Source organism: Anaeromassilibacillus sp. Marseille-P3371, from assembly GCF_900169665.1.
Lineage (GTDB): Bacteria > Bacillota > Clostridia > Oscillospirales > Acutalibacteraceae > Anaeromassilibacillus.
On sequence record NZ_LT835157.1, the window covers coordinates 3,001,003 to 3,022,014 of the forward strand.

Annotated in this window: 18 protein-coding genes; 7 read left to right on the forward strand and 11 right to left on the reverse strand. The window is 47.2% G+C overall.

Annotated features, from left to right (window positions below; translation table 11 throughout):
- Window positions 1–23: 23 nt before the first annotated feature.
- The 4 genes from B9Y59_RS12585 to B9Y59_RS12600 all read right to left on the reverse strand — a co-directional run bounded on the left by B9Y59_RS12585 (window position 24) and on the right by B9Y59_RS12600 (window position 5,712).
- A complete protein-coding gene (locus B9Y59_RS12585; protein ID WP_198945623.1) occupies window positions 24–1,661 on the reverse strand; it encodes a class I adenylate-forming enzyme family protein in 1,638 nt (545 codons plus the stop codon).
- Window positions 1,662–1,673: 12 nt separating this feature from the next.
- Window positions 1,674–2,909, reverse strand: a complete 1,236-nt coding sequence (gene fabF, locus B9Y59_RS12590; RefSeq protein WP_054323183.1) for a beta-ketoacyl-ACP synthase II — start codon at window positions 2,907–2,909, stop codon at window positions 1,674–1,676.
- 452 nt (window positions 2,910–3,361) lie between these two features.
- Window positions 3,362–3,568, reverse strand: a complete 207-nt coding sequence (locus B9Y59_RS16650; RefSeq protein ID WP_411655257.1) for a tyrosine-type recombinase/integrase — start codon at window positions 3,566–3,568, stop codon at window positions 3,362–3,364.
- 866 nt (window positions 3,569–4,434) lie between these two features.
- Window positions 4,435–5,712: a PepSY1/2 domain-containing protein gene (locus B9Y59_RS12600; RefSeq protein WP_054323184.1), complete on the reverse strand. Its 1,278-nt coding sequence runs from the start codon at window positions 5,710–5,712 to the stop codon at window positions 4,435–4,437.
- 171 nt (window positions 5,713–5,883) lie between these two features.
- Between B9Y59_RS12600 and murD the strand changes: the two genes are divergently transcribed.
- The 5 genes from murD to B9Y59_RS12625 all read left to right on the forward strand — a co-directional run bounded on the left by murD (window position 5,884) and on the right by B9Y59_RS12625 (window position 10,432).
- Entirely contained in the window at window positions 5,884–7,278 is a 1,395-nt protein-coding gene (gene murD / locus B9Y59_RS12605; RefSeq protein WP_085533836.1) for a UDP-N-acetylmuramoyl-L-alanine--D-glutamate ligase, read from the forward strand.
- Between the two features lie 179 nt (window positions 7,279–7,457).
- Window positions 7,458–8,477 (forward strand): M42 family metallopeptidase, encoded by a 1,020-nt coding sequence (locus tag B9Y59_RS12610; protein WP_242967311.1) that lies wholly within the window; start codon window positions 7,458–7,460, stop codon window positions 8,475–8,477.
- A gap of 1 nt (window position 8,478) precedes the next feature.
- Window positions 8,479–9,504, forward strand: coding sequence for a M42 family metallopeptidase (locus B9Y59_RS12615; protein WP_054323186.1), 1,026 nt, complete (start codon window positions 8,479–8,481; stop codon window positions 9,502–9,504).
- Window positions 9,501–10,250 (forward strand): GNAT family N-acetyltransferase, encoded by a 750-nt coding sequence (locus B9Y59_RS12620; RefSeq protein ID WP_085533838.1) that lies wholly within the window; start codon window positions 9,501–9,503, stop codon window positions 10,248–10,250. The genes B9Y59_RS12615 and B9Y59_RS12620 overlap by 4 nt, the downstream gene beginning before the upstream one ends.
- Entirely contained in the window at window positions 10,247–10,432 is a 186-nt protein-coding gene (locus tag B9Y59_RS12625) for a DUF6440 family protein (protein WP_085533840.1), read from the forward strand. Before B9Y59_RS12620 ends, B9Y59_RS12625 begins: the two co-directional genes overlap by 4 nt.
- On the opposite strand, the gene B9Y59_RS12630 is transcribed toward B9Y59_RS12625, so the two are convergent.
- Window positions 10,401–10,847, reverse strand: coding sequence for a hypothetical protein (locus B9Y59_RS12630; protein ID WP_143255316.1), 447 nt, complete (start codon window positions 10,845–10,847; stop codon window positions 10,401–10,403). The genes B9Y59_RS12625 and B9Y59_RS12630 overlap by 32 nt on opposite strands.
- Before the next feature lie 448 nt (window positions 10,848–11,295).
- Here B9Y59_RS12630 and B9Y59_RS12635 point away from each other — a divergent pair, with 448 nt between their 5' ends.
- Window positions 11,296–12,573 carry a methionine gamma-lyase family protein gene (locus B9Y59_RS12635; RefSeq protein WP_085533843.1) on the forward strand — a complete coding sequence of 426 codons (1,278 nt, stop codon included), beginning with the start codon at window positions 11,296–11,298 and terminating at the stop codon, window positions 12,571–12,573.
- 455 nt (window positions 12,574–13,028) lie between these two features.
- Here the strand turns inward: B9Y59_RS12635 and B9Y59_RS16655 are convergent, their stop codons facing one another.
- The 3 genes from B9Y59_RS16655 to B9Y59_RS12655 all read right to left on the reverse strand — a co-directional run bounded on the left by B9Y59_RS16655 (window position 13,029) and on the right by B9Y59_RS12655 (window position 15,711).
- Window positions 13,029–14,096: a BclA C-terminal domain-containing protein gene (locus tag B9Y59_RS16655; protein ID WP_198945624.1), complete on the reverse strand. Its 1,068-nt coding sequence runs from the start codon at window positions 14,094–14,096 to the stop codon at window positions 13,029–13,031.
- Between the two features lie 856 nt (window positions 14,097–14,952).
- Window positions 14,953–15,306 carry a helix-turn-helix domain-containing protein gene (locus tag B9Y59_RS12650; protein ID WP_085533847.1) on the reverse strand — a complete coding sequence of 118 codons (354 nt, stop codon included), beginning with the start codon at window positions 15,304–15,306 and terminating at the stop codon, window positions 14,953–14,955.
- Window positions 15,307–15,453: 147 nt separating this feature from the next.
- Window positions 15,454–15,711 carry a helix-turn-helix domain-containing protein gene (locus tag B9Y59_RS12655; RefSeq protein WP_085533849.1) on the reverse strand — a complete coding sequence of 86 codons (258 nt, stop codon included), beginning with the start codon at window positions 15,709–15,711 and terminating at the stop codon, window positions 15,454–15,456.
- A 201-nt stretch (window positions 15,712–15,912) separates the two neighbouring features.
- On the opposite strand from B9Y59_RS12655, the gene B9Y59_RS12660 reads away from it, so the two are divergent.
- Entirely contained in the window at window positions 15,913–17,115 is a 1,203-nt protein-coding gene (locus B9Y59_RS12660; RefSeq protein WP_085533852.1) for a hypothetical protein, read from the forward strand.
- A gap of 639 nt (window positions 17,116–17,754) precedes the next feature.
- Here the strand turns inward: B9Y59_RS12660 and B9Y59_RS12665 are convergent.
- From B9Y59_RS12665 to B9Y59_RS12675, 3 genes are read right to left on the reverse strand one after another with little or no spacing between them, the layout of a single operon-like run.
- Window positions 17,755–19,542, reverse strand: coding sequence for an AAA family ATPase (locus tag B9Y59_RS12665; RefSeq protein ID WP_085533854.1), 1,788 nt, complete (start codon window positions 19,540–19,542; stop codon window positions 17,755–17,757).
- The gene (locus B9Y59_RS12670; RefSeq protein ID WP_085533856.1) at window positions 19,539–19,859 is read right to left on the reverse strand and encodes a hypothetical protein; all 321 of its coding nucleotides are present in this window, start codon (window positions 19,857–19,859) and stop codon (window positions 19,539–19,541) included. Before B9Y59_RS12670 ends, B9Y59_RS12665 begins: the two co-directional genes overlap by 4 nt.
- The gene (locus B9Y59_RS12675) at window positions 19,841–20,920 is read right to left on the reverse strand and encodes an ABC-three component system protein (RefSeq protein ID WP_085533858.1); all 1,080 of its coding nucleotides are present in this window, start codon (window positions 20,918–20,920) and stop codon (window positions 19,841–19,843) included. Before B9Y59_RS12675 ends, B9Y59_RS12670 begins: the two co-directional genes overlap by 19 nt.
- Window positions 20,921–21,012 lie beyond the last annotated feature (92 nt).

Genomic DNA, 21,012 nt, shown 5'->3' on the forward strand with positions numbered 1-21,012 from the left:
AAAGGAGTCCATCCATTCCAAAACTACTTTTGGGCCTGCTGGCGCAACTTGTAATGCATCAGCTTTCCCGTCGCAGTATGCGGTAGTTCGTTCACGATATGGTACTCGCGAGGCCATTTGTACGAAGATAACATGGGACTATGCATACAGTAGTCCTTTAACTCTGCCACGCTCAGGCTGTCATCCGACGGGACAACATAAGCCGCTACAACTTCGCCGCGCAGTTTATCCGGAATTCCAATTACCGCACTCTCAGCAACCTTAGGATGCTCGTTCAGTACAGCTTCGATCTGCGTCGGATAGATGTTCTCCCCCGCCGACACAATCATATCGTCCTTGCGCCCGGACACGGTAACAAATTCATTTTCATCCCAAGTTCCCACATCGCCGGTGTACAACCACCCCTTATAGAATTTTTGGGCAGTCATTTCCGGATTGTTAAAGTAACAGAACGCACTCTTTGCAGGCGAGGAAATAATGATCTCCCCAGCGGTCATTCCGTCGCGCGGAACCATTTCATCCGGTTCCGCATGGGTGCCGTCCTCATGCAGGGCAACAAGACGTACGTCGTCGTCCGTGCAGGAACGGCCGGCAGACCCCGCCATATCCGGCAAATCGAACGGCCGCAGGAAGGTGTTCCAGAAGGTCTCCGTCGTGCCATAGCCGTTGAAAATATTGGGAGTTAAAAGCTGCAGGTATCTTTCGCACGCGGCCTTCTCAAAGGGCGCTCCCATCGTAACGATGCCGCGCAGAGCGGACAAGTCCGCATGCGCGCGCTCTTGGGCGCGGGCAAGCATCGCGATAATCGTCGGGACGCCGATCAAAAAGGAGATCTTATATTTTTCCGCATATTCCAAGCATCTCTTCGGGCTGAAATCGCGCAGGATCACCACTTCGCCGCCCGCATACAGCGTGGGGCAGGGTCCTCCCGAGTGAATACCGCCGCGATGGAACCACGGGGTCATATTCATGGTTCGGTCTGTCGGACCGAGCGGGAAGTGCATCATCACATCGTGCGCTGAAAGCACCTCGTTTACATTGTTGACCGGAACCCCTTTGGGGCGGCTGGTTGTCCCCGATGTATATAACCGGGTCGTTTCATCGTAAATATGCGGATGAAAATCGACTGGGGGATCGTCTTCGGATTGGCCGGATACATAATCCTTGTAAAGGATGTGCCCCTTTGGCACCTGTGCGCCGCCCTTATAATCCACCATCACGACCGTGCCCGGCTTATGCTGGCACATATTCAATGCACCGGCGGAAAGCTCGCCAAACTCTGCATCGTATAAAAACGCTTTCGGACAACTATCATCAATAACAAGCGCAATTTCACCTGCTCCCTGCCGGTAATTGACCGGGCAGGCGATGGCTCCGACCTTGTGCGCTGCAAGGTAACAAAATACGAATTCAGGGGAGTTCAGCAGCGTGAACATCACAACATCATTTTTTCCCACACCGCTTGCCCGCAGGGCGTGAGCCAAGCGGTTGGCCTCAATGTTTAGCTCCTCATAGGTCCAGCGGCGTCCAGAAAGCGGATCGGTCATCGCTGGACGGGTTTTAAAGCGCGATACATTGCGCATAAAACCATTCAAATAAGTAAACCGCGTCTCAAATGTATCGCGGAACATGGCGACGTCATACGTATAATTGTTCTGCAATAGGTTCTCGCCTCATTTCTCATATCTGGAAAGAATAATACTGGAATTTTGCCCGCCAAAACCAAGCGAATTGGACATGGCCGCATGGATCTCCACCTTGCGGGCTACATTTGGCACATAGTCGAGATCACAGTCGGGGTCAGGAACATCCAAATGTAGGGTGGGTGGCAAAATCCCCTCTTGTATTGCCTTGATACAGGCAATCGCTTCCGTCAAGCCACCCGCCCCCATCAGATGGCCCGTCGCAGATTTCGTGGAAGAAACCGGAGGAGCTGCTTCACGCCCTCCGAATACCGATTTGACCGCAAGCGTTTCAGCCTTATCGCCGAGTAAGGTCGAGGTTCCGTGGGCATTGATGTAACCGATGTCGGATGGCTGCATTCCAGCACGCTTCAGCGCGCGCTGCATGCAGACAGCCGCGCCTGCACCATCCGGGCAAGGGGCGGTAACGTGATGTGCGTCCGACGTATTCGCCCATCCCGCCAGCACCGCATGAATCATCGCGCCGCGTGCTTGCGCATGTTCCTCCGTTTCAAGCAACAGGGCCCCTCCGCCTTCCCCAATGACAAACCCATCCCGGTTCTGGTCAAAGGGACGACACGCATGGATCGGATCATCGTTACAGCGGGAGAGCGCCTTTGCCTGCGATAGGCCGGACACCACAATCGGGCAGAGGATGCTCTCGCCGCCAACAGCCAAAATAGCGTCCGCCTCACCGGAACGCAACAGCATAGCAGCCGTCATCAGCGCGTCCCCACCCGCCGAGCAAGCGGTATTGAGCGTCATACTGGGACCACGAATCCCCTCTGCAATCGCAATCTGTGCGGCTGCAATATTCCCGATCGCCATGGGTACAAAGCGCGGTCCTACGCGGTGGCCCGCATCGAAAGACGCCTGTGTCTGCGCCACCGTGGTCACTCCAGCCATCGCCGTTCCCATCACAATGCCGACCCGGTCGGGTTCGGTCTCCACGCGCAGGCCACTGTCTCGCAACGCCTCTTGTGCAGCGACAAAAGCAAACTGCATGAATGGGTCCATTGTACGGGCAAGCGTTTTGGGCATGTAATCTGCGGGGGCAAAATCCTTGAGTTCTGCCGCGATCCGCACGGGGAGGTTGGATGCATCGAAGCGCGTGATCGGGCCAACGCCGCAACGGCCGGCGACCAGCGCATCCCAGTAGGCAGGTACACCCACTCCAACCGGTGTTACCGCCCCCATACCGGTGATTACCAATTTCTTCTCTTTCATGCCGGTTCCCCATTCTTTGAAAGTTTCCGCAGCCCGCCTCAAAGGCAGATGTCCCGCCGTTCACCAGCAGTACTGCGATCGAAGAAGCATATTGCAGCCTTCCTGCGGTTCATCCCCCCTCAACGGTATGTATGAATAAAGAAAGCACCCCGCATAGGGCGCCGCAGGCAGTAAGCTGATAAATAATACTCTTTGGTTATTATACCAGAAAAGTATAAAAAAGGAAAGGATGAATGTCGAATAGCCTCCACAAAACAAAAAACCTTCCCGGAAACCAAAAAACTACTTCACTTTTTATAGGAAAGATAAAATAAATATTTGAGAAATTTCTAAAATTCTCTTAAAAGTCCTTAAACCCTTATTTTATGCGACCTTAAGACTTTTGCGTACGGTAGATAGTATTTTAAACAGCCTTAAACTTCCTTAATCTTTCCTCATCTAAAGTAGTATGATTATACCATCAATCTTTGCATTTCTGCTTGTGCCGACTGATAACTGCGATGTGCATAATAGCCAAGTGTCATCGTGACATTTTTATGCCCCATTCCGTATCGAAGGTTGTTCGATGTTATTTCCCTGTTTGCCATGTTCGTGCAAAAGGTGTGTCTTAAAAGATTGCGGTGTGATGTTCGGCAATTCCTTTTGCATAACTTTTCTATATTTCTTCACAAGATTTCTGAATGAAGTTGTATAACAAGCGTTATATATGGGCCGTCTTGCTTATTGAGAAAATAAAATTCTATTTCCAGAGATTTTTTACTCCTTCCTTAAGAACGCGGCTCCATTCCCCGACGGTTGTGAAATCCAGCGCTACTTCATTTGTAATGATACATTGTCACACCAAAATTGCAGCATTCAGGTATCCGCTTCTATTGCTTTCTGAATGTTGAATCTCTGGCCGGCTTGACCTTCTTACAGCAGACTGGATAAATAACACAGAATTTCCGGCTGAATCCAGCCATATCAAAAATGAAATGGAAAATATCTTAGGCAGAGAATTCTCACACGGTTTTGGCGCACTTGCCAAAACCATTTCGAACGATTGACCTGGAAAAACAGCCAAGCTTTTTGTTGATTGGTTGGGGTGTACCCTTTTATAGAAAGAATATCCCCGCTGTCATCCCCAAAGGACCTATAAATTGTTTCTTGTATCGGGGTTGGTCTATTGTGGTTGTCCTAGTATTGTGTCTCAAAAAATTTCTTACAGCCAAATTGGGCAGTCCTACCTTCTCCTTTCCTTTATATTCCTTGACATACGTTTATCCGTGGGCCGGTGAATCCACTTCTCTGCGTGCTGTAATGGTTCTATTTTTAAATGTGTCGTCAAACAACTCTAAGCGGGGCTTTCAAATGTATCCTCCATAAACCTCTGGCTGTTTGTCTAAACACAAGAACACAATGGGAGTGATCGAACCGGATCGGGCAAGCAACACACTTATTCATAAACTATCACGTTCCATCTTTTGGAAGATCGAATCCAGAAAAGAGAAGGAGCGCGTACAAGGTCTTGCACGCGCTCCTCCACTCATTTTACCAAGACTCCAGAATCCGATTGTAGCAAGATGAAAATCTGCTCCTCCATCCCTGTGGAGGCGTTGATATAGACCAAAACGCGGTCGCCGTTTTCCCCGGTGCACTGAAACTCATAGCACAACACTTCATTGAGCCCTGGTGTCGGGATCAACGCCAAAGAACCGCCCTCCACTTTCAGACGGGGGCTGACGGACTTCTGCGCTTCTTCCTGTGTAATCTTCGGCGTTAGGGTTCCACGATCGGTATGGTTCATAATATAGCCGGTTGCGTTGTATTCCACAACCCCTCCTGTGTCCAAAGCCACGGCGACTTTCACCAGGTCGGGATAACAGGTCACACCATCCTGTGAATATGCGTAGTTGATGGTACAAATGCCATCGTTGATGACATAGTAGCTCTCCTTCATATTGTAAATGCCCTTTGCTTCCAAAAAGCCTTGCGCCGCAGTGCGGGCGCCATCTGCATCCAAGCGCGTACCGCCGATTTCCCGGCCATCCGTCATGGCGCTTACAATCCCGCCCGCTTTGGTCACAGAAATTCGTATGGTTCCGCAGTCAAAGTTGTAGGTGGGAAGGCCGCCCTCGCTATCCTGGGTGTGGGTCAGTTTGTCCTGGGTAACCCCCAAAAACGACGCTGCATTGTTCTGTGCGTTTCCTTGGGGTACTTCGGCCTGTCCCTGCAAAAGTTTCGGTTCCTGTTGCCCAATATGATCGGAAAACGGGCCGTCATAGATCAAGGACGGATAATCCGTAAAATCGTCCGCCGCCTGCTGGAAACTGGCATTCACCGGTCCAGCATCAAAATCCGGTTGAATTCCGTTCAGCCCCTCTTTGAGTTTTTTGGCATACTGTTCCAGATTTGCCATAGAGGCATACTCCTCCTCGCTGATGCTGCCGCCTGCGGAAATTTTATTCGACAGCGCCATTGAGAAATCGCCCACCTGCGAGATAAACTTATTTACGTTGGCAAGGTCGCCGCCCTCCAGCGGCAATACGCCCAGCGCTGCTTTTGCCATACTGGTTTCGCGCATCAACTTCGCCGCCAGGCCGTTCTGTTGAGTAGGCGTATTGGCATAGATACTCTTGTTCAGCGTACTTTCAATATTGTCCACACAATCGCCCAAATCTGTCACGGCACGCTGATAATTGTAATTCAGGTTCATCTTGTATTTCGACGCCTGTACATAGCCGCTGACCGTGGTCCCTCCGAGCACCAGGATCACTGCAACCAACGCCAGGGACAAAAATAGCACTTTTCGGTTCTTTGTCATAAAATTCGACCGCCCTTCCTGTTTTGTGGTCATGGGATGTGGTTATTTTTAGCAACGTCTCGCCCGATTATACGGAATTTGGATTGCGAAACGATTTGCCGCGCGCTATAATACTACTGCTGAACGATTTCTGGATAAAACGGTGCAAAATGATAAGACGGGGGCGGTTTGATGGACAGCAGAGTGGAAGCATTTTTTCAATCGGTCAAAGGAAAACGTGTGACGTTTTGCGGTATTGGCGGCAGCAATCTGCCGTTGATCGCATTATTTCAGGAAAAAGGGGCGGTCGTATCCGCGCGGGACCGGCGTACCAGAGAAGCGCTCGGCAAGACGGGCGACAGCTTGGAAGCCCGCGGTGTGACGCTGCATCTGGGCGAAACCTACCTGCAAAACCTGGATGAAGACATCATCTTCCGAACACCGGGCATGAAATTCACCTTGCCAGAGCTGGAAGCAGCACGTGCACGCGGTGCAGCTGTCACTTCTGAAATGGAGATCTTTTTTGATCTGTGCCCCTGTAAAATTTATGCCGTGACAGGCAGCGACGGCAAGACCACCACTACCACCATTATTTCGGAATTTTTAAAAGCGGCGGGGAAAAACGTCCATTTGGGGGGGAATATCGGCCGGCCGCTTCTTCCGGAAATTGAGCACGTTGCCGCAGACGATGTGGCGGTTGTAGAACTCTCCAGCTTCCAATTGATTTCAATGCGCAAAAGCCCGGACGTGGCGGTTGTGACCAATCTGTCCCCCAACCATCTGGATATCCACAAGGATATGCAGGAATACATTGATGCAAAGAAGAATATCTTCTTGCACCAGAATGCCTTTGGGCGCACAATCCTGAATATGGACAACGCCATTACCGCGGGATTTTCCTCCGAAGTCCGCGGGCAGCTCTATACATTTAGCCGCCGCGGGCGCTGCGCTTATGGCGCTTGGGTTAACGAGTCTGGACGTATTATGCTTTCCAGAGGAGCGGAGGACACCTATGTGATGGATACGTCAGAAATTAAGATTCCAGGCGCCATTAATGTAGAAAATTATCTGGCGGCTATCTGTGCTGTCTGGGGAGACGTGGATGTTGAAACCATCCGCATCGTGGCCCGCAACTTTGGCGGTGTAGAACACCGTGCAGAACTGGTGCGCGAGTTGGACGGCGTTAAGTGGTACAACGATTCCATCGGAACGAGCCCGACACGCACGGCGCGCGGCACCCTGTCCCTATATGACCACAAGATCATTCTGATCGCCGGCGGTTATGACAAAAAGATTCCATACGATGGCCTCGGCCCGGTGATCGTGGGGAAGGTCAAAACTCTGGTCCTTATGGGAGCAACCGGTCCAAAAATTGAAGCGGCGGTGAAGGCTGCCCCTGCCTATGAAGAAGGCTGCCCAAAAATTCTTCACGCGCGCTCGATGGAACAAGCGGTGGAGATCTGCCGTGCTGAAGCCCGAGAAGGCGATATTGTATCGTTATCTCCGGCGAGCGCAAGTTTTGATCTATACGTCAATTTCGCAGAGCGAGGGAACCATTTCAAACGCCTTGTGAACGCTTTAAAATAATACTTGTTGGATTATTTTTTTGTTTTATACGATTCGTTGTCAATTAATATAACAATTCGAACCTTGTCCTCTTGTGACAAACCGAATCGATTTCGCTGTATATATTGTCAATATATACAAATCGTTGTTTTGTTTTTAAATTATACTAATCGTGTTTTGATAATTTGAGGAGGAACGCTATGATAGAGGATCTTCAAGAATTACTCTTTGCGCTCTGTGCAGAACCGGGTACGCCGGGCGATGAATCGGAGGCAGCCCGACGCGCGGCGCGGGAGCTTTCGGATTGCGGCGAAACCGAAATCGATCGAATGGGAAACGTCATATGCCGTATGGGAAACCGCGGCGCTCAACGGCAGATACTTCTGGATGCTCATTTAGATCAGGTGGGTTTGATTGTTACCCAAATCGAAAAGGATGGTTTTCTCCGCATCGACCGTTGTGGCGGAACGGACCGGCGGGTTCTTCCCGGTAGCCCTGTCACTGTATATGGTAGAGAACCGTTGACAGGCGTTATGTGCTGTATGCCTCCGCACCTCGTCGAGGGAGGAGAGGACAAAGTGGAATCCATCGATCGGATGGCTGTGGATGTTGGCCTCTCAAAAGAGGAAGCGGAAGCGCTCGTCTCCCCCGGAGACCGAGCCTTGATCCGTGCGCCACAAAAACGTCTGTTAGGAAGCCGCATTGCATCCCCTGCATTGGATGACCGTGCCGGATGCGCAGCCTTAATCCGTTGTGCGCAACTTCTGCACGGTGAGAATCTCTCCTGTGGACTTACCGTTCTGTTGAGCAGCCGTGAAGAAGTGGGCGGACAAGGGGCGCAGACGGGAACTTTCTCTTTGGAACCCACAGAGGCCATCGTGGTGGATGTCAGTTTTGCTGCACAGCCTGGGGTTGACCCGGCAAAATGCGGTAAACTCGGCGGTGGGCCGATGATCGGCATGGCGCCCATTCTCAACCGTCCGATGGTTCATCGCCTGAAAGAGCTCGCCAAGAAGAACGAGATTCCTTTTACAATGGAGATCATGGGCGGAGAGACTGGTACGAATGCGGATGGAATCGCTGTGTCACGCGCCGGCGTACACACAGCGATGGTTTCGATCCCTCTGCGTTATATGCATACGCCTGTCGAGGTCATCGATGTCCAGGACGTGGAATACACTGCACGCCTCCTGGCGGAATATGTGAAAGGGGTGGAATGAGATGGCGGATATTGAATTGTTAGAGCGCCTCTGTTGTGCCCGTGGAATTTCTGGCTTTGAGGAAGCGGTCCGTGAGATTATCCTGAAAGAAATCCGCCCATACGCCGACTGTGTGGAAATCACGCCGCTCGGCAACATCCTAGCCTTTAAAAAGGGGAAAAGGCGCGCCAAAACAAAGCTGATGCTCAATGCCCATATGGACGAGGTGGGGATGACGGTCACATACATCGAAGAAAACGGTCTGCTCCGCTTCTCTACGGTCGGCGGAATTGACCGCCGGGTCTTGTGTGGAAAACCGGTCACTGTGGGGGAACATATCCCCGGCGTGATCGGAGCAAAACCGATTCACCTGCTCACAAGTGAAGAGCGCGAGAAAGCTGTACCGGTCAAAGACCTCTACATCGATATTGGCGCGCTAACCCGTCAAGAGGCGGAAGCGGTTGTGTCGCCGGGAGATCCCGTGACATTTGACTCTCTCTTTGATACTACTCACGGTATGATAAAAAGTCGTGCTCTGGATGATCGCGCCGGATGTGTCATCCTGATCGATCTGATCAAAAAGTCTTTGCCCTATGACATGCTGTTTGCATTTGTCGTACAAGAGGAAACCGGACTAAACGGCTCCAAAACAGCTGCCTATATTGCAGACCCGGAAGCCGCTATTGTGGTGGAAAGTACGACCGCTGCGGACATAGCGGGCGTTCCCGAGGACAAGCGGGTTTGCCATGTCGGCGCCGGACCGGTGATCTCCTTCATGGATCGCCGGACCATCTATGACCGTGCATACTACCAGATGGCTTTTGACGCTGCTCAGGAGACTGGCGTTTCCTGTCAGACCAAACAGGCTGTGGCCGGCGGCAACGATGCAGGTGCAATCCATGTTGCGCGGGGAGGGGTGCGCACTGTAGCGGTGTCCCTGCCCTGCCGATATCTACACTCCGCTGTCAGTATCATCTCCCAAAAGGATTTCCACGAGGCGGAGACGCTGATTGAGCGTCTAGCGGAAAAGATTGCAGGCGGCGAATGATCCGGTCTGTGGAATGTAAAGATGCGCTCGTTCCCTTCACAGGAAACGCTTTTGCCTGTCGGATTCGTGCTACAGCCAATGCCTATGGCTTCATACATCCTTTCGCGCGTTTCTGGGTCCAAGCAAGACAAGCGGCAATGTGCCTCTTGGACGATGCCATGATCCTGGATGCGCATCCGGATGCGGACTTTGACGAGCTGGCCGAATTCTTTCCCGCTGTGGGCGCACGAATTCTTCTCTGTTCTGGGGCTGCCGCACGCTCGCTGCCCTTTCCGTGGAAACAGGCCGGAGAGGTCATGACGCTCCATGCACCGCAGCCATTTAAAGGTGAAGGGATTGTCTGGAATCCCAGCCCGCGCCTGCTGTATCCTTTGTTGTGTGCATGTCAGGCAGCGCAGTTCCACCCCCCCGCGTTTGAACCCTTTTATCTCGACCTGTCCCATCGCACCCGCCATGGTACCGCCTGTTCCGCTGCTATCCAGGAGGGGAACTCCCTCGTTGCATGTGCAATCTGTTCTGCTTGGACCGAAGATGCGGCTGTGTTGTCTGCTGTCGCCGTCCAACCAGAAGCTAGGCGCCGCGGATTGGGAACGAATATTGTACGTACATTGGCTACAAGCCTTCCGGTCAAAACCTTTTATATTTTCCGGGCTGCTGGCGAAAACGAAGAATTTTATCAATCGCTCGGCTTTACAAGGCACTGTGGGTTTGCCGAATTATCTTTACAAGAAAGGGATGCTCTATGAAAGAAAAACGTTTCGAAGTCATTTATTCACAAGGAACGATGGATATTGTCCGCATCCTTGTGGACCAAAGGACCGGTGTGAACTATTTGCAGGTCTGTGACGGATATGCAGGCGGCCTGACACCCCTGCTCGACCGCGAAGGAAAACCCGTCATTTCGCCGGTAAAGCCATTTCCGGGTTGATTGAAAGGGTATTGCGAACGAAGTCAAAATTTTGGGAAGGCCCGGTTTCATCCCCATCCAACGATCGTGTCCCTCTGATTTTCAGGACAATGGATTGGTAATCCAAAAAGGCAAGTTTCTCCCGTGCCTTTTGGGGATATGGCAGGATGTTTGAGCGGCAGCTGTCTAAAATCTTCTTGGGCAGCCCCCTGACGCAGAGCGTATGAATCAAAGCGCTTAGGATTTCGAACGAGTTAATGGTGCTGATATGCCCCTGCATGAAGTGCTCTCCCAATAGATGCAAAAGCATCCCTACACAGGCACTTCTGCGCTTATCCACACTGGTGGCCGCATGAACCCATTCTACGCTGTATAGGGACAAGCGCCCCATCGATGGGACTTGGCGGCGCCTTGTTTTCTCGACCGTGTATTCCATCCAAAATTCGCAGATGGTGAGGTTCTAAAATCATCCAATCGCGGCGAAGTGTTTTTTGTGTGAAATAATCAGATGGCTACCCGCCATTGCAACCTATATAAAAGTGAATGAGTATTTTCCCCGTTTGTACGTTCTTCATCGGAACGCATTCCGTCCTATTATTCGCGATGTCTAAACGGTCTGTAACTTATGTTGTTTCAAGTAAAGCGGCAGTCCGTCTTATCTTTACGTCCCAGGTAACGGATGGGCCCTGGTAATGGGCCATACGAGTCCACCTATAGCCTGTTATTTGGCGCACAAAGGTCCATAAAAATGCAATGCTTACAGTCGATTATAGAATCTTTTTCGATCAACGATCGACTATACATCTATAAAAGGTGCACTTACAACGGAATTCACGAAAACAACTTGTAGTGTGCCGGGAACTGGAAAAAGGAGAACAAATCCCATGATATACCCCGCATTTCAAATTGATGAACGAATCCAAAGAGCGGCTCGGCATGCTATGGAGGAGATCGCTCCTGTGCTCAAGCACATTGACGAAATCACCGATTACAACCAGCAAAAGATGTTGGCTGCATTTATTGATTCCGGTGTAAGCGAGAGTCACTTTGCCGCTTCTACCGGCTATGGCTATGGAGACCGCGGGCGCGAGGTGCTCGACCAGGTGTATGCGAAAGCGCTTGGTGCGGAAGATGCGTTGGTGCGCTACAACTTTGTGAGTGGTACCCACGCGCTTACTGTCGCGCTTTTTGGCGTTTTGCGCCCGGGAGATACCATGCTCAGTGTTACCGGTTTGCCTTATGATACTCTACGTGGGGTGATCGGGCTGACCGGAGATGGAAATGGTTCCTTAAAGGAGTTTGGGATACAATACCAGCAAGTGGATCTATTGCCGGATGGGACGCCAGACTACGAAACGATTGCCCAACGTATAACTCCTGCGATCAAAATGGTTTACATTCAACGTTCGCGCGGATACAGTTTGCGTCCCTCCCTTTTCGTAGAGGACATTGAGCGCATAGCCAAAATCGCAAAGGAAAAGGCGCCCGATTGTATCGTTATGGTGGACAACTGCTATGGGGAATTTGTTCAGCGCGACGAGCCGGCCAGCCATGGTGCTGATCTGATGGCGGGATCTCTGATTAAGAATCCCGGAGGCGGTGTGGCCCCGACAGGTGGTTACATTGCAGGACGTAAGAATTTGGTCGAAAGCTGTTCTTACCGCCTGACCACGCCGGGAACTGGAAAGGAGATCGGTTGTACACTTGGAAACAATCGGGAACTATTCATGGGCGCGTTCCATGCCCCCCATGTCACAGGGGAAGCGCTCAAAACGGCGGCATTTACAGCGGCACTTTTCCATTCGTTTGGCTATGATGTGACGCCTAAGCCAGATGAACCGCGTGCGGACATCATTCAAGCGGTTCTGCTCCGCCAGGAGGAAGCATTGGTTGCCTTTTGCCAAGGCATCCAAAAGGGAGCTCCGGTGGACGCATTTGTCACTCCGGAACCTTGGGATATGCCCGGTTATGACTGTAAAGTCATTATGGCTGCCGGTGCTTTCACTTTGGGTGCTAGCATTGAGCTGTCTGCTGATGCGCCTCTGCGTGAACCGTACGCTGCCTGGATGCAGGGAGGGCTAAACTTCCATAGCGGCCGGTTAGGCGCCATGTTGGCTGCACAATCCATGCTAGAACGTGGCATTTTGGACATCACCCTTTGATACATTTAAAATACCACCAATGAGTTCTTTCCTGTCCAACGGAATAATGGATGGGATATGTAACTGCCGTAAGGAAAGCTTTCTGACCGATCAAAGGCCATTCTCAACAAAAGTGGTACGTTAAAACAAAGAAGACCATCTTTTGATCGAATTATAAGAGGCATAATAGACGGATTCTTACGGTGATGTACGAAGAAAAAGCCAAGGATTACATATCCTTGGCTTTTTCTATGATAGTCTTTTAAGAGTAAATCTAAAACTCTTTTCATGAAAAGGTGTCCTTACAAGGAAAAAATACAACCTAGTTGATTCCCATTTCTGGACTCGAAACGATTCGAAGCATGCCAACTCTTTCAATAAAGTCTTTCGAATGAATGATCTTACAGTATAAGTTTGTCTTAAAATATACAGGAGTCTTTTTCATACATGCGTTCGCGCGTGATTTAATGGTTGAATCATGCGTCGTTTGGTATAGAATCCAGCTTTTTAACCGTCAATGTTGCATTTGCATTTCCATTGATTATTGCATCCAAATTATCGGGCAAGGTACGCAAAATCGAAATCACCAGGTCCAGTGTATCTCCGGCATTTAGGTGTACAATGGTCGAACAAACTAGGCGCCCATCGTAGGATATCCCGGTTGTATCATCGGTAGCCAATGTCTGTGATCCTCTAGTTTGTTGCACCATAGTACCGTTTTGACGCACTCCAATCGAGACAGTGACCGGCTTGGATGTATTTAATAGAATATTATAGTTGATTTCGTAGTCCCCCTCGGTTTCTACGACCAGCGTATTGGCCGCTGGATAAGAAACACCTTTTGCAGGCATTGCTGTATTGAGGGACACGGGAATATACATATCTGCCTGAGTAAAGAAAAGCAGCTGTGTAGTGGTATTATATAAGCCACCATATGCTGCTAAGCCACTGGATGTAGAGCCAGCTGGCCCCGTCGCCCCCTGGGGACCGGTCGGACCTGTACCTCCTGTCGCCCCCTGGGGACCAGTCGGGCCTGTGCCTCCTGTCGCTCCCTGTGGACCAGTCGGACCTGTACCTCCTGTTGCACCCTGGGGGCCGGTCGGGCCTGTGCTACCTGGTACTCCCTGTGGACCAGTCGGACCTGTGCCTCCTGTCGCTCCCTGTGGACCGGTCGGACCTGTGCCTCCTGTCGCTCCCTGTGGACCAGTCGGGCCTGTGCCTCCTGTCGCTCCCTGTGGACCGGTCGGACCTGTACCTCCTGTTGCACCCTGAGGGCCAGTCGGGCCTGTGCCTCCTGTCGCTCCCTGGGGGCCGGTCGGACCTGGGCCTCCTGTTGCACCCTGGGGACCGGCCGGACCTGCACTACCTGGTACCCCTTGTGGGCCGACTGGACCAGTACTCCCCGGTAATCCCTGAATACCCGTTTGTCCTCTTGGGATAACAAAATCTAACACATGCTGTGGGCCCCCAGTAATATCATACACCCGTGCTTCTGTTCCAGGTTCCCCTGTAATGGTATTTCGGATAGCAATGGTTTCACCCATACCAGTAGGACCTTGTGGTCCCCGCGGTCCAGGAATACAACAGTAATACGGAAGTGGCACAGGACAGCCACAATCCTGGTGTTGTAAATCTTGATTCGGATATATTTTCATGAGTCTCTCTCCATCAATTGTAATTAGGCGGAAAGGCCTATCCCAATCTATGTTTTATTACGTCGGCCCGTGCGTAGCTCTGAGCCTAAATCACTCGACTTGGACATCGATTGAAAACTACCCACTTCTTATACTTCAAAAAAGACTTTGGCAGGCTGCAAAAGATTTTCTCTATTTAATTTAAAAATTTTTGTAACACCTTCCGTTCACGCATATACAGTTCATCTTTCTTGGCTGTTCCCGTTACATTTGTTATCTTAGGCATCTGCTTTTCAATGACCTCTTCCTGCATTCCTTAAAATAGTTTCTCGAATTATTTCTCTCAAGTAAACATGCCAAAGTCAAATGGTGTCTCAAATCGAACCAAACGACCTCTTACAAGATCTATCCTCTTATATTTGAATATCTCTCCTTATTTGTCCTCTGATGGGTACTGATCCGGTATGGGCTGTCCTTTCGAAATTTTGTCTCATAACCCTTTTCTCTCTTCACCTCTGCTTAATCTTCTCAATTACAGCAGCGTCTCCATAATTGTGCCTAAAAGTCGATGCAACAGAGATTAGGACATAAAAAAGCTACGTTCAGGCATGTATAACAGGCCTAAAACGTAGCTTTCTTGGTTGGTGCAGTTGAACAATCCAAATCCGAACCTGTTTTTCCTTTATCCAGCGCCGCTTTCAAGTCGTCAAAGGTGATGGTGTCCGTCCCGTCCTTAATTCTATATTCCGCAACCGATTAGACGCTATTACAAAACATCTGGTCCGTCTTGAGATACAGCACAATCAATAGCCGCCTCAATAACTTTAATAACATATTTTCTTTTTTCCTGCGGTACAGCGTTCAATTTATCGAAAAGAAATTCAAAGCTTTCTGATACACTGCCAAAAAGTAAGCTATCAGATGAAACTTTAAGTGCGATGGCGAAAGCACGCATAGATTCAGAAGATAACCCAGAGCGGCCACGCTCTATTTCCTGAATAAAGTTAGCGCTATATCCTGAAAGCTGTGCCAACTGCTCACGAGTTAAATTCTGAGCAAGCCTTTGTTGCTTGATTCTGTTACCAACTTCAATGTTTATATTTTTCAATATTCTTGGCATAGCATTACACCGCCTCTATATAAGAGTGTAGCCCCCAACACTCTCACGAAGAATACATACAAGTTGATGATAAAAACCGTAGCAATACACCTAGACTTATGGTAAAATAAAAAGAAAGACAGGCAACATCAACCAATGTGCCCGTCCTCAATCATCAGATAAATCTTCAAAAGAATAGTCATTTAAGGTTTGAAAATCCAAAAATTCGGCTACCGTCATGCTGAATGCAAGAGCAATTCGGTGAAGTGTCCGAATTCTGGGATTAAATGTCTTACCATTTACCAAATTATCAAGAGTTGACTGACTAACTCCACTCATTTCCGACAGTTTATTAATCGATATTCCTTTGGACTTACAGAGTGACAAAATTCGGTCAACAAGAATTCGTGCATACCCATAATCCATTACTGCTATCTGAAGTCCCTCCTTAGCCTAAGGATAGTGTCTTCATGATAGCAATAATCATACCCTCAATTACCCGAATTCGGGTAATTGAGGGAGAGAAAATTCATCTGTTAGTACCAATCGATATTCCCTATTTCATCTACTGAAGTACCAAAAGAAGAAATGATTTTATTGACAGGCGAAAAACGGAGGTGGACTGATGTGTGTGCAAAATCCAAACAGGGTATGACAGAACACGAGAAAGAAAAACAGCCAATAGCGGTTTGCTCATTCATAGGACATGAGGAAGTGTACGATGCAGACCTTGAACATAGGCTGCAAACGGTGGTCGAGCAAATCATAGAGTACCATGAGACGGTAGAATTTTTGATTTATCCGAGGGGTAGATTTTACTATCTTTGTATGTTGGCAGCATTGAGAGCCAGAACCTGCTTTCCTCAAAAAGTCACGATTACTCTGGTGCTTCTGGAGGATAATGCGAAATATACAAAAGTTCCTATTTTTATTCCCAATAAAGTAGTTACACTTCAATTTAGTCCCACAAAGAAATATGATGTTACCATACCTCGTAAGAAGCTATTGAAGTGGTCAGTGCAAAAATCCACGCACCTTATCAGTTACAACTATGGCAAGTTATACGATGCTGAAAGCCATATCCCCAAAGGACAAGCCGCACTGAACATCATCAGCTTGACAAGCCCCGAAACAGAGGAAGCCATTTTAGAGACTGCTCCGCTTATGACAGAAAAAGAACAAATTGTTTTTCAAAGCATGAACGAAGGCTGCTCACTGATAGAAGCTGGCACAGCACTGGAGGTTAGCCGGGAACGGGCACGGCAGCTCCTGCAACATGGATGCAGAACAATCCGTAAGCATCTGTCCCTGCGGTACAACAAAGCGATGGCCACAGAACAGAAGCAAAGAGAGCATACCTGCGGCCTCTTTATTTTGGGTGAGGCTACATACGGCTCGCTAAGCCGCTTCAAAGGTATTTTTGATTTTCTGACCTCGGCATATGGGATAAAGTGCATCCATGTGGAACAGTCATATATTCACTCCAGTTTTATGTTTGTATTGACCACCTCATACCACAACACACTCCATATCACAGGAATGATAAGCGGCAAGTCACTGGCCGAAAGCAACGGCGATTTAGACCATATGCTGGAACGGTTTTGCCCACCCTGCCATGCTGTGGGATGTGTAAGCCATGCGGGTTTGGAAAATAATGCAGACAGTCTTGATGTAATTATCAATATGCTTGAGCAAACAGATTTTTGCATTTGTGATTTGTCTGCCACGCCACATGCGGAAAAGATACAAAAATATGCTTCGCAAGTGAAGCGAACAGTGCTGTTGGATTTGAGCAGAACCGATGCCGAAGTGGATAAATATCGTGAATAGGCTAAAATATAATTGAAGAAGTAAGCAATAGACTATCAAATCTAATTGTTTAACGCATATTTTTCATTATATTTGAACTAAATCGGAACATTTCGTATATATAGATTTTAAAAGGAGATCCATCTGTCTACATTTCCCCTACGGCATCAATCTCCGTTAGCTACCCCTTGTCTATCACCTACTGCCCGATCTCCTTGCGGGCTATCCCACCCTCCGCAGGCTGTCCCGGAGCATGGGGCGCCGAACGTCTCCCCGGAATGGGCCGAAGCAGGAGGCCGAAACGAAGGAATGGCAAAAAGGGCGGGCGCAGCCGTTTACACGGTGCGCCCGCCCTTTTTACGTTTATGGAGCTGCTTTCTTCTTCCGTGGATCTCTCGGCTTAGAGGTGGGTTTGCGCCCACTCTGTTGCGGAAATGGGTGGTTTCATAGCGGTCAAAGAAAAGCAATAATCCGAACCCATCTCCTATCGGAAACAAGTTCGGATTATATTGGTTTGGGTTTACGCTACAAAAAAGATACCCCAAAAAGGAAAGCTTCTAATTTAAATATAGATAGCTTTCCTTTTGATATTAAGATTTTTGAGTGGTAGAGATATATGTATTGTTAGACTAAAGAAGATATAAACATTACTCTGCTTTATTACAAAGGAATAAAGCCTTTGTGAGCATTACCTTCGTGGGTGAATTCCACATAGTTATATTGATAGCCATATTTGATATCTTTATTCTCAAATATAATGACTTGATGCAGGCAATCTTCTTCCAAAATATCTTCAACCATTTTCTTTTCCATATAGTCATCAATCCATTCACCACTTTCATCCTTCTTGCGTTCCTTTAAAGAGACAAGCGGTGAATCTAGTATAACAAATCCGGGATGTAGGCGATTGTTCTTAACGCAATAGCGCATTAATCCGATGACCATGGCAGATAGAATAAATGCCCGATAGCCTTTTCCCCAGTCAGAGCGAGCTTTTCCATCAATCGATAGATCCAGCGTTTCAGCATCAAAAGTCACATCTACATTTTCCGGGAGTCCCCATTTCTTTAAAACGCTTTCAATTTCACTGCAATAGTCATTATAAAGAGTTGAAAGAGACTTGTTTGTAGATTGCTTTGATTTTTTGACTTTTTCGCTATACGCAATAATATCAAGTTCAACGGAAGATAAATCTTGCTGATAAATTTCAAGGGATTTTTTCATTGCATCGAGTTGTCTAATTGTTGCAATATTCCTGTTAAGCTTGGACAATGATGCTTGTTTTTCAGCAATCGTCTCCGATAATTTCTTATTTTCTTCTAAAAAGCATCTGATTGACTCTTTGTTGCTTTCAAGTCGCTCTTTGATGTCGTTTATGGAGTATGTTAGATCTTGAATTTTACTTTTTAGTTGAACAGCATGATCTTTGAAAAATTCAAATAGAGCTTCACTACTATCTGAGTCTATTAAACCTGCTGTAATTGTCTGGTGACAAACTGGACAGTCTAAGTGCGGAAGCTGCTCAAGGAAATCAGTATATGTTGAAACCATACCGTTTCGTTTCAGTTCTTCCGTATAATGTTGTTTTAGTATTTCAAATTCGGTAATTTTGGCATCATCTTCGAAGCACAGCTTTTTTAATTCATCAACTTTAGTTTGATTTTGAGTTATCTGTGCACTTAAAAGAGATATACTATTTCTCAGTTGACTTATCTCTTCAACCATCAACTGTGTTGTTTCTGCTTTAGTATATAGTTGATAGTTCGAGTCTTCTTCAATTGCTGTAATTTTTCTTTTTAATATATCTTTTTTCTTTACAAGAAACTGTACAACACCTGCTCGCCGAATGTTTTCGTTTTCTACATCATCAATTTCCTCAATATTTTGATCATCTGAGCCAGTTATTATATATTTGAGAACAGATTTTCTAGCGGTTTTTTCTGTGTATTGAATCGACTGAAACGATGACCCCTCTGCAATAATATCTGTTTCATCAACTGTTATTAAATGAACTATATCCCGAAACGAAAGTGTACGCTTTTGGTTCTGCTTATTCTTTTTCAAGTAAGCATTCTCAGAATGACCTTGTAACAATTGCAGTAGATACCTAGAAAGGTTCTTAGTGCTTGTTGGGTCATGCTTATAAGGCATTATTAGGTGTTCGCCATTGTGCACAATAGAAACTTTACTTGAGCCAATCGTTCTTTCAATTCTGTATAATTCATCATTGATAGTGAACTCCAAAGTAATCGTATTATAATCTTTGGCTTCAGTAATATTCTTGGGAGGATTTTCACCGCCTAGTATATAATTGATACATTGAAAGGCAAATGTTTTACCTGTGTCGGAATCTCCAGTAATTACATTTAAACCTCTTTCGAAGGTCAAGACTGCATCTTTTTTTCCGACTCCTGAGAGGGTTAGTTTTGTAAGTATCATTCTTTTCATAGCAAATACCCTCGTACTTTCTCACACAGTTCTCGTGCATATATATTTGTCTGACAAACCGTATTAAAAAAGTACTGTCCGAATTCTGTGATCTCGTAACCCACATTTTGTTTGTCATCAATATGAGCAGAAATAATACCATGAGACACTAGGTCTGCAGTGGCGACAAGTGGTGATAACTTTGAAATTTTCTCTTGATTACAAATTTGCTCAATAGTATCGATGGTCAATGTATTTGGGTGCGTGAAAAAAATCATTCCAACAACCATGTGTTCAAAAAGCTGGTCGAAAATATGCTCTAGTTTGTATTCGCCCATACAATATCACTTCTTTCATTAGCTAACTGATGACATATTCCCTGCCTATCTTGCGGGTGGACTAAATCATATTTTGACAAAAGATTATGTTTTAAGTCTATCCGGACTACTTGTGCCATAACATCATTTAGACGCTCGTATCCATCAGCATAGAGCTTCCCAAGCAAATCATATATTCCGTAATAAATATCGTCAACCAAGTCCTTGAAATAGTCATCAGTCAATAAATGCTTAGATGCAAATGTTTTTAAGTTTTCAGCTGAATAAAAGCGCTCTCGCTGAACTTTTAAATTCGCCATATATTTTGGAAATTTGTGTGCTAACTCTGATACAGTATCAATAGAAACCTTTTCTCTTTCAGAGACTGCAGCAAGATATTTTTGGATATATATTGTTTCGTATTTTTCTATTACATCGGGTACGGTAATATGTCTATCTCGTGTTACTGTTAATCCTCCGCCAAAGCGAAATGCATAAAATGCAGTAGATTTATGTTCTTCAATTACTTCCAGCATGGATTTTGTCTTTATAATACTAAAGTCAAAGCTTTCAATATACGACTTCAGCTCTGGACTGAGACCTATTGGTTCTTTTGTAATCTTAGTGCGACAATTACTATCCCATTTTTCAATGAGCATTCCATTTATATTAGATGGGGTATCAATTAAGTCATTAAGCTTGGCCCCAATATCCATTGGAGCTAAAATGTAGTATTCATGCGGAAGAGGAATTTCGTCAATGTACGTATAGTATACCAACTTGCCGAACTCCGGTAGCATATCACTAGGAGTTAAAGGATGATCATAGTGCTTACATTGGTAATATGAGTAGTGATTATTTCCATCTTTGGCCACAACATCGCGGCCCTTGTCACCTGCACCTCCGAAGCCGCGAACTTGATATTTGTTTTTTAATGATACAACCCATTCCCGTATAAACAATTCAAATTCCTTATCGTCATAACTTTTTACTCGTTCATATGGGACTCGAGTGTCGCCCTCCGCATCCTTAATGATAACCTTTTCTGGTGCAGGAAACGGTGCTAAACATTCAATATTCATATTTCTACCCCCTATATTCCGAGGAGCACGAATTTAAAAGTATATTTTACAACTTGTTTATTTTTAAAATTATATCACAAATTAATCGATTG

Excerpts from the sequence above, each read along its gene's own strand:
- B9Y59_RS12650 (WP_085533847.1), bottom strand. The coding sequence starts at position 15,306 with ATGCCAAGAATATTGAAAAATATAAACATTGAAGTTGGTAACAGAATC.
- B9Y59_RS12620 (WP_085533838.1), top strand. The coding sequence starts at position 9,501 with ATGATCCGGTCTGTGGAATGTAAAGATGCGCTCGTTCCCTTCACAGGA.
- murD (WP_085533836.1), top strand. The coding sequence starts at position 5,884 with ATGGACAGCAGAGTGGAAGCATTTTTTCAATCGGTCAAAGGAAAACGT.
- B9Y59_RS12610 (WP_242967311.1), top strand. The coding sequence starts at position 7,458 with ATGATAGAGGATCTTCAAGAATTACTCTTTGCGCTCTGTGCAGAACCG.
- B9Y59_RS12635 (WP_085533843.1), top strand. The coding sequence starts at position 11,296 with ATGATATACCCCGCATTTCAAATTGATGAACGAATCCAAAGAGCGGCT.
- B9Y59_RS12665 (WP_085533854.1), bottom strand. The coding sequence starts at position 19,542 with ATGAAAAGAATGATACTTACAAAACTAACCCTCTCAGGAGTCGGAAAA.
- B9Y59_RS12625 (WP_085533840.1), top strand. The coding sequence starts at position 10,247 with ATGAAAGAAAAACGTTTCGAAGTCATTTATTCACAAGGAACGATGGAT.
- B9Y59_RS16655 (WP_198945624.1), bottom strand. The coding sequence starts at position 14,096 with ATGGGTGAAACCATTGCTATCCGAAATACCATTACAGGGGAACCTGGA.
- B9Y59_RS12655 (WP_085533849.1), bottom strand. The coding sequence starts at position 15,711 with ATGGATTATGGGTATGCACGAATTCTTGTTGACCGAATTTTGTCACTC.
- fabF (WP_054323183.1), bottom strand. The coding sequence starts at position 2,909 with ATGAAAGAGAAGAAATTGGTAATCACCGGTATGGGGGCGGTAACACCG.
- B9Y59_RS12675 (WP_085533858.1), bottom strand. The coding sequence starts at position 20,920 with ATGAATATTGAATGTTTAGCACCGTTTCCTGCACCAGAAAAGGTTATC.
- B9Y59_RS12630 (WP_143255316.1), bottom strand. The coding sequence starts at position 10,847 with ATGGAATACACGGTCGAGAAAACAAGGCGCCGCCAAGTCCCATCGATG.
- B9Y59_RS12670 (WP_085533856.1), bottom strand. The coding sequence starts at position 19,859 with ATGGGCGAATACAAACTAGAGCATATTTTCGACCAGCTTTTTGAACAC.
- B9Y59_RS12600 (WP_054323184.1), bottom strand. The coding sequence starts at position 5,712 with ATGACAAAGAACCGAAAAGTGCTATTTTTGTCCCTGGCGTTGGTTGCA.
- B9Y59_RS12615 (WP_054323186.1), top strand. The coding sequence starts at position 8,479 with ATGGCGGATATTGAATTGTTAGAGCGCCTCTGTTGTGCCCGTGGAATT.